Here is a 6,073-nt window from a genome sequence, read left to right as displayed (position 1 = left end):
GGCTAACGCGCTATGAGATAGCAATACCTGCGTAAGTATCATCACTCACCAATCACAGGCCACAAGGTGCCCGTTAGTCGACGCTATCTCAAAGCAATCAAACATCACTTTGGTATTCAAGCTAGCTAATTCTGACTGTTGCAGAGTAGCTATAAAAACCGCTAACCAGCCATAATAACCGCTTAACTATCGAATACCGCCGCTCACATTAATAGGCAATGCAAATATTAGCTAGGTTACTTAATCTGATATCCGTCAACTAATGGATTAAGGAATAACGAATGTTATGGTTTTTACTTTGCACCGGCCTACTCATTGCCGGTTATTTTACTTACGGTAAAGTGATAGAAAAAATCTTTGGCCCCAAGCCCGAGCGCCAAACACCCGCACATAGCCTCGAAGATGGCGTCGATTTTGTGCCAATGTCGAACAAAAAGGTCTACTTAATTCAGCTGCTCAATATCGCAGGTGTTGGCCCTATTTTTGGCCCTATATTAGGCGCCCTATATGGCCCAGTTGCCATGTTATGGATTGTAATTGGTTGTATTTTTGCTGGCGCAGTACATGACTATTTCTCCGGCATGATGTCAGTGCGCGCCAATGGCGCCAGCGTGCCGACCATAGTCGGTGAACAATTAGGCAATGTTGCCAAGCACTTTATGAACGGCTTCGCTGTATTGTTGCTGTTATTAGTTGGCGTGGTATTTGTACTTAGCCCTGCCGGCTTATTAAGTAGCCTCTCTGATACTAGTGCAGGCATTTGGATTGCGGTTATTTTCGCTTATTACATTATTGCCACTATCGTGCCCGTCGATAAGATCATTGGCCGCTTGTACCCTTTCTTCGGCGCTTTGCTGATCTTTATGAGTGTCGGCTTAGTTATCGGACTAGCAGTAAGCGACCATACTTTTTACTCGCAAGGCCTCGACTTTAGTAATCTACACCCGACCGATTTACCGCTTTGGCCACTGCTGTTTATTACCATCGCTTGTGGCGCGGTTTCTGGTTTTCATGCTACTCAATCGCCACTAATGGCGCGCTGCATGCAAAATGAAAAATCAGGCCGCTTTATATTCTACGGCGCCATGATAGGCGAAGGCGTTATCGCCCTAATTTGGTGTACCTTAGGTTTGTCTTTCTATGAAAGCACTGATGCCCTTAACGCAACACTTGCTGCTGGCGGACCATCTGCCGTGGTGCACGAAGTATCCACCTCTTTACTTGGCACCGTAGGCGGTATCTTGGCTATCTTGGGTGTCATTGTCTTGCCGATCACCTCCGGCGATACCGCATTTCGCAGCGCTCGCTTAATCATTGCTGATTTTCTGAAAATGCCACAACAAAGCATGCCAAAGCGCTTATTAATCGCTATTCCTATGTTTATTATTGGCTATCTCATCACCCACGCAGAGTTTGGCGTTATCTGGCGCTACTTTGGCTGGGCTAACCAAACCACCGCCATGATCATGCTCTGGGCTGCGGCGGCTTATTTAGCCCGCGAAGGTAAATTCCATTGGATTTGTACCGTGCCCGCCGCCTTTATGACCGCGGTGACATTTACTTATCTCGCTAACGCTAGCATTGGCTTTAACTTGCCCATGACCACTTCTACGGTATTTGGCTTAGCCATGGCCACACTCGCCACCGTTGCGCTGCTGGTTAAAATTAAAGGGCCACAGGTAACGCCAGTGGTTAAACTGCCTGACTAACTCATTAGATAAACAGTTAGCTGCAAACAAAATCAAGATAATAAAATGGCGGTAAACTCTTTCACTTACCGCCATTTTTTATCTGATGAGAATTTGTTACAGCAAAGAGTAACTGAGCCACGAGGAATAAATCAGACCTAACGTTGTTTCATGAATGCCACCGCTAAACCTGAAGCAACAAACGTAACCCCAGCGCCAATATTTAAACCCGCAACCAACTTAGGCTTATTTTGTAGCCAACCAGATAGCTGCGCAGAAAAAATCCCCATTAAGCTAAAGCCGATTGCGGTGAGGACCGCAAACCAAACACCGTAGCCCATCATCTGTAGCGACACAGAGCCTAAGCTTGGATTGACAAATTGCGGCACAAACGCAAGCACAAATAAGCCTGGTTTTGGATTAAGAGCAGCGGAAAGAAACCCTGTTGAAAAGATGGTCTGTAACGATTGTTGCTGCGCTGACGCGACTGAGAATAAACGCCGTGCGCGTAGAGCCTTAATGCCCAACCAAATCAAATACCCCGCCCCCACAATTTTTACCGCATAAAATGCCAACTCTGAGGTTTGGATCAGTAAAGTAAGCCCAAAAGTAGCCGCGAGCATGGGAACATGTAACCTCTATTTTCACTGCCATAACAAAGCGACTAGCTGACTCGACGTTTATCTTAGCGCCGAGCATCAGGGTTTAATAACAAAACCTTTTTCGATATCGCCTTTAAAACCTACTGATTCATAGACAGAGTGAGCCCCTATTAACTGAGCCCCCGATAGCAACATCACTTTGCAGCAGTTATTTTCCCAAGCCAAGGATATCGCAAATTCCAGAACCTTCTTACTTAACCCTTGTCGGCGAAATTTATGTAACGTTACAACATGCTCAATAATGCCAAACGGCCTTGCACCATTGGCAATACTTTTATTTAATCCTAATGCACATGTTGAGGCTAACTCACCGTCTATTTCTGCCACGATGATGTGTGTTTGTGGATCATTAATTATCTCCGCCCACTTTTCTTTAGCAAAGTCACTGTCTAGGTTTGGGTCTAAAGGACGGAGCTCTTTATACAGATGTAGAACGCCGCCTAAATCATTAATATTTGCAACTCTAATCATAAACTTTCAAATCCGTTTCACATCTCTTTGAACGCTGCAAAAGTGCAAGGACATGTAACTTCATACCTTTCCACAGCGTTGACCAACAATAATTGATTGTCTTTGTAAGCCAACATGACTCACTTAAAATTCCAAGGCAAACTAGGCACACCATTGCGACTGACTTCGTGCGAGGCCTTACCGATGTAACGCTATTACTTGAACCGGAGAGGAATATGTGGAGTAATAGATATATCTTCTAAACATTGCTTGAGACCCAGTTGCTTGGCTTGATAAACAGCTTTAATTTGTCTTGTTTGCGGATCTGTATCCACTGTTAGACAAGCGCAACTAAAACCATAACTGTTATTTGTCCGAACAAAGTCGCTTTGATGTGACATCGCCTCAAACACCAAATCAAGCGATTTATCATCGAGATAATTAGGCCCACCTTGTATCGATATTTCCCAGCTCCCCTCTCGATCAATTAACCAAAGATTCGCTGGCGAGGGGTTTTCTAGCCAACCACATCTGATTTCTTGCGCACTCACCGTAAAAGAGCAACACAGCGCTAAACTAACCGCTAACAATCTCATACTAACTCCGTTTACTGAGCCCCAATACCAAACAGGTAAAGTTCTGGTTTTATTTGGCAGTAACACTACCCACCGTTTTGTTCCATGTTAATGTATTGCTGCTTGCCATCGCAGCTTTGCGACGTATATTTTTACTTATGGATTGAACTGGTACTCTCGCTTTATTTCGACCACTTGCACTATATATGACTCATACCATTTTGTACGCCCCAGCTCTTGTGCTAACGCGTGTTCTGAATCGCTTTTCCATTGCTTGATTGCTTGTTCACTTTCCCAATAAGAAATAGCTATTTCTTGATCGCCTTCCGTTACAGCGACGAAATCTAAGCAACCGTACTTTTCAAAGGCAAGTTCTCGCATGTTAGCAACAGTTTTACTGTATTCATCGTCTTGAATACCGGGTTTTGCTCTAAATATTACAGCGAACATTCACACTCCTTGTCATGACTGTGTCAAATCGTATTATTACCGCCGAAAAATTAACTTATCGAAGAAGAAGTTTACAAGCTTGTTTAACACTTGAATAGGGGGAAGTACCGCAGTGAATTCATTTGTAGCCCCTATCGACTCGGCATTGCCCCTGTGCTTATGTCGGACATCAATCACCAATGATTAAACTACAATCGCTCTAAAAAGATGTTTTTTCTGCTCAAAATTTAAATAGATAGACATTCAAGCTAAGGGTTCTTATCCTTGCCACATTCCACTGATATTAATCGGTGCTGTCATAGACTTATTACCTAGTATTCACCCATGAGAGAATCAAATGTCTAATTTAACTGCTGATGTGAAAAAAAATACCGCACTATTTGTAAAAGAGAGCCAGAAAAGTGAAACCGTTTGGGGTTTATGTAATGCCCAAGGCCAATGGCTATCATTAGACTCTTCTGAATTTGAAGAATCAGAAGTAATGCCATTTTGGTCACAAGCTGATGACGCTCAAGTACATTGCCTTGAAGAATGGGCTGATTTTAAACCGACCAAATTGACCTTAGAAGAATTTGTTGAAGACTGGCTAACCACGTTAGCGGAAGATGAGGTGCTCATAGGCCTCAACTGGAACAGCGAACTAGAAGGTGACGAGCTTGAGCCTAAAGCCGTGTTAGAGCTTTACCTATAATTTGTCTATAAAATGGCCAGGCGCTCTTGCTTGGCTGTTATTTTATATCTGTTAATATTGCGCCATTTAACAGCTCATTGTTAGCAATAAATTGCAACATATAGTCACGGCAGCACTTGGCTTTTTGACTCAACAACTGACCACTGGGCCAAACGGCAAACAGTTCTCGCACAGGACCTGACCATTGCGGTAATACGCGCACCAAACGACCATTTCGAAGCTCCTCACACACTTCACTCATAGGTAACAAGGCGACACCTACTCCATCCATTGCAAGCATCGCCGCCATGCGGATATCGTCCACTAACGTTGTTGCTCGCAAGCGCAAATCAACAACCTCATTCCCATCTGATAACAACCAAGTGGTGATGTGCTTCACTCGAATAATACGTTGTATTTGTAAGTCAGCTAATGAAAGTACCGTGTTACTTTTTCCTAAGTAGTCTGGTGATGCAACTAACACAGTTTGCACACTGCCAAGCCGTTTTTGATAAAGTAATGAATCAGGTTGCGGGCCAATACGCAGTGCTAAGTCGGCCTGAGCCGACAGCATATCTAAGGTATTATTGCCTAGCAATAATTCTAATTGTATATCGGGATACGCCTTAATAAACCCTGACCACATAGGCTGTAACAAACCAATAGAAATATTGGTCGGTGCTAACACCTTAAGCCTCCCACTCACTTTGTGGGTACTTTGCTGCAAGTCTCGCCGTTTTGTCTCCATGGCATAAATGAGGTCAGCATATTCTTGGTAATACACTTCCCCTTCAGCGGTCAAATAAAATTGCCTAGCGGAGCGATGTATAAGCTTACAACCGAGCGCACGCTCTAATTGCTTTAACCTTCTCGTTACCGTGGCCGCGGGCAATCTCAACTTGTTTGCGGCCGCAGCTAAGCCACGCTGCTCCACAATATGAATAAATAAGGCTATATCATCAAACATAGTTTCAATATTGGAATTTAAGATTGCTAGCAAAGGAATATTGATACTAAATGAAATTATATATCCTCGTCTAATCCTTTAATAAGAGAGCGGGAATATCAATGGAACAATTATGGATAAATGCAACTCTAACGACACTAGATAATGTGACAGCAAGCGATGCTTATTCCGCTTTAGTCAAGCTAGCGATGGAAACAGAGAAAGAGCCCGGCTGCATCTACTTTAAGGTGCTACAGCATCAAGCCGATCCCCATAAATTTACCTTATGGGAGCAATGGGTGAATGAAGCAGCATTAGACAAACACTTTACTCTGGAGCATACCAAAGCTTATTTATCGCAAAACATTACTGTTGCAACAAACATTGAAAAACTAACCATGATTAGCGAGTAATAATATGAAGCACAGAATTATTTTTGCAGTAATAATGTCATTTGTCTTGTCCTTGTTGATGACCATGTGGGTCACTTGGCTTAACTTAGGCGCAACCACTCATTTCGTTCAACATTGGCTGAAAGCATTCATTTTAGCTTGGCCTGCGGCGGCAGTCATCTCAATGATGTTTGCCCCGCGGATACATCGCTTAGCCGGTAAACTAAGCGCTTGATGGTT

The 6,073-nt window shown here is 43.5% G+C and carries 9 protein-coding genes; 4 read left to right on the top strand and 5 right to left on the bottom strand.

The features are described from left to right. The first annotated feature begins 281 nt into the window (after window positions 1-281). Complete coding sequence (locus Q4519_RS19680) at window positions 282-1,709, top strand: carbon starvation protein A (protein ID WP_232800129.1); 1,428 nt, start codon at window positions 282-284, stop codon at window positions 1,707-1,709. Window positions 1,710-1,846: 137 nt separating this feature from the next. On the opposite strand, the gene Q4519_RS19675 is transcribed toward Q4519_RS19680, so the two are convergent. From Q4519_RS19675 to Q4519_RS19660, 4 genes are all read right to left on the bottom strand, one after another. Then, on the bottom strand, window positions 1,847-2,311 hold the full coding sequence (locus Q4519_RS19675; protein ID WP_303515313.1) for a LysE family translocator: 465 nt from the start codon (window positions 2,309-2,311) through the stop codon (window positions 1,847-1,849). Between the two features lie 75 nt (window positions 2,312-2,386). Continuing rightward, window positions 2,387-2,821 (bottom strand): GNAT family N-acetyltransferase, encoded by a 435-nt coding sequence (locus Q4519_RS19670; RefSeq protein ID WP_303515311.1) that lies wholly within the window; start codon window positions 2,819-2,821, stop codon window positions 2,387-2,389. A gap of 194 nt (window positions 2,822-3,015) precedes the next feature. After that, window positions 3,016-3,396, bottom strand: a complete 381-nt coding sequence (locus tag Q4519_RS19665; protein WP_303515307.1) for a DUF4087 domain-containing protein — start codon at window positions 3,394-3,396, stop codon at window positions 3,016-3,018. A gap of 135 nt (window positions 3,397-3,531) precedes the next feature. Continuing rightward, the gene (locus Q4519_RS19660; RefSeq protein ID WP_303515305.1) at window positions 3,532-3,825 is read right to left on the bottom strand and encodes an antibiotic biosynthesis monooxygenase; all 294 of its coding nucleotides are present in this window, start codon (window positions 3,823-3,825) and stop codon (window positions 3,532-3,534) included. 337 nt (window positions 3,826-4,162) lie between these two features. On the opposite strand from Q4519_RS19660, the gene Q4519_RS19655 reads away from it, so the two are divergent. Next, window positions 4,163-4,516: a DUF2750 domain-containing protein gene (locus Q4519_RS19655; protein ID WP_232800121.1), complete on the top strand. Its 354-nt coding sequence runs from the start codon at window positions 4,163-4,165 to the stop codon at window positions 4,514-4,516. Window positions 4,517-4,553: 37 nt separating this feature from the next. On the opposite strand, the gene Q4519_RS19650 is transcribed toward Q4519_RS19655, so the two are convergent. Beyond that, window positions 4,554-5,462: a LysR family transcriptional regulator gene (locus tag Q4519_RS19650; RefSeq protein WP_303515301.1), complete on the bottom strand. Its 909-nt coding sequence runs from the start codon at window positions 5,460-5,462 to the stop codon at window positions 4,554-4,556. A 101-nt stretch (window positions 5,463-5,563) separates the two neighbouring features. Between Q4519_RS19650 and Q4519_RS19645 the strand changes: the two genes are divergently transcribed. Together Q4519_RS19645 and Q4519_RS19640 are read left to right on the top strand one after the other, a co-directional pair. Then, complete coding sequence (locus Q4519_RS19645; RefSeq protein WP_303515299.1) at window positions 5,564-5,854, top strand: putative quinol monooxygenase; 291 nt, start codon at window positions 5,564-5,566, stop codon at window positions 5,852-5,854. A 34-nt stretch (window positions 5,855-5,888) separates the two neighbouring features. Beyond that, window positions 5,889-6,068, top strand: a complete 180-nt coding sequence (locus Q4519_RS19640) for a DUF2798 domain-containing protein (protein ID WP_232800118.1) — start codon at window positions 5,889-5,891, stop codon at window positions 6,066-6,068. Window positions 6,069-6,073: the final 5 nt, after the last annotated feature.

This window comes from Motilimonas sp. 1_MG-2023 (assembly GCF_030547455.1).
Classification (GTDB): domain Bacteria; phylum Pseudomonadota; class Gammaproteobacteria; order Enterobacterales; family CBDFNC01; genus Motilimonas.
This window is presented reverse-complemented; position numbering and strand designations above follow the sequence as displayed.

What these genes read in the sequence shown, in the direction of transcription:
- Q4519_RS19665 (WP_303515307.1), bottom strand. Translation starts at nt 3,396, where the DNA reads ATGAGATTGTTAGCGGTTAGTTTAGCGCTGTGTTGCTCTTTTACGGTG.
- Q4519_RS19640 (WP_232800118.1), top strand. Translation starts at nt 5,889, where the DNA reads ATGTCATTTGTCTTGTCCTTGTTGATGACCATGTGGGTCACTTGGCTT.
- Q4519_RS19670 (WP_303515311.1), bottom strand. Translation starts at nt 2,821, where the DNA reads ATGATTAGAGTTGCAAATATTAATGATTTAGGCGGCGTTCTACATCTG.
- Q4519_RS19675 (WP_303515313.1), bottom strand. Translation starts at nt 2,311, where the DNA reads ATGCTCGCGGCTACTTTTGGGCTTACTTTACTGATCCAAACCTCAGAG.
- Q4519_RS19655 (WP_232800121.1), top strand. Translation starts at nt 4,163, where the DNA reads ATGTCTAATTTAACTGCTGATGTGAAAAAAAATACCGCACTATTTGTA.
- Q4519_RS19660 (WP_303515305.1), bottom strand. Translation starts at nt 3,825, where the DNA reads ATGTTCGCTGTAATATTTAGAGCAAAACCCGGTATTCAAGACGATGAA.
- Q4519_RS19645 (WP_303515299.1), top strand. Translation starts at nt 5,564, where the DNA reads ATGGAACAATTATGGATAAATGCAACTCTAACGACACTAGATAATGTG.
- Q4519_RS19650 (WP_303515301.1), bottom strand. Translation starts at nt 5,462, where the DNA reads ATGTTTGATGATATAGCCTTATTTATTCATATTGTGGAGCAGCGTGGC.
- Q4519_RS19680 (WP_232800129.1), top strand. Translation starts at nt 282, where the DNA reads ATGTTATGGTTTTTACTTTGCACCGGCCTACTCATTGCCGGTTATTTT.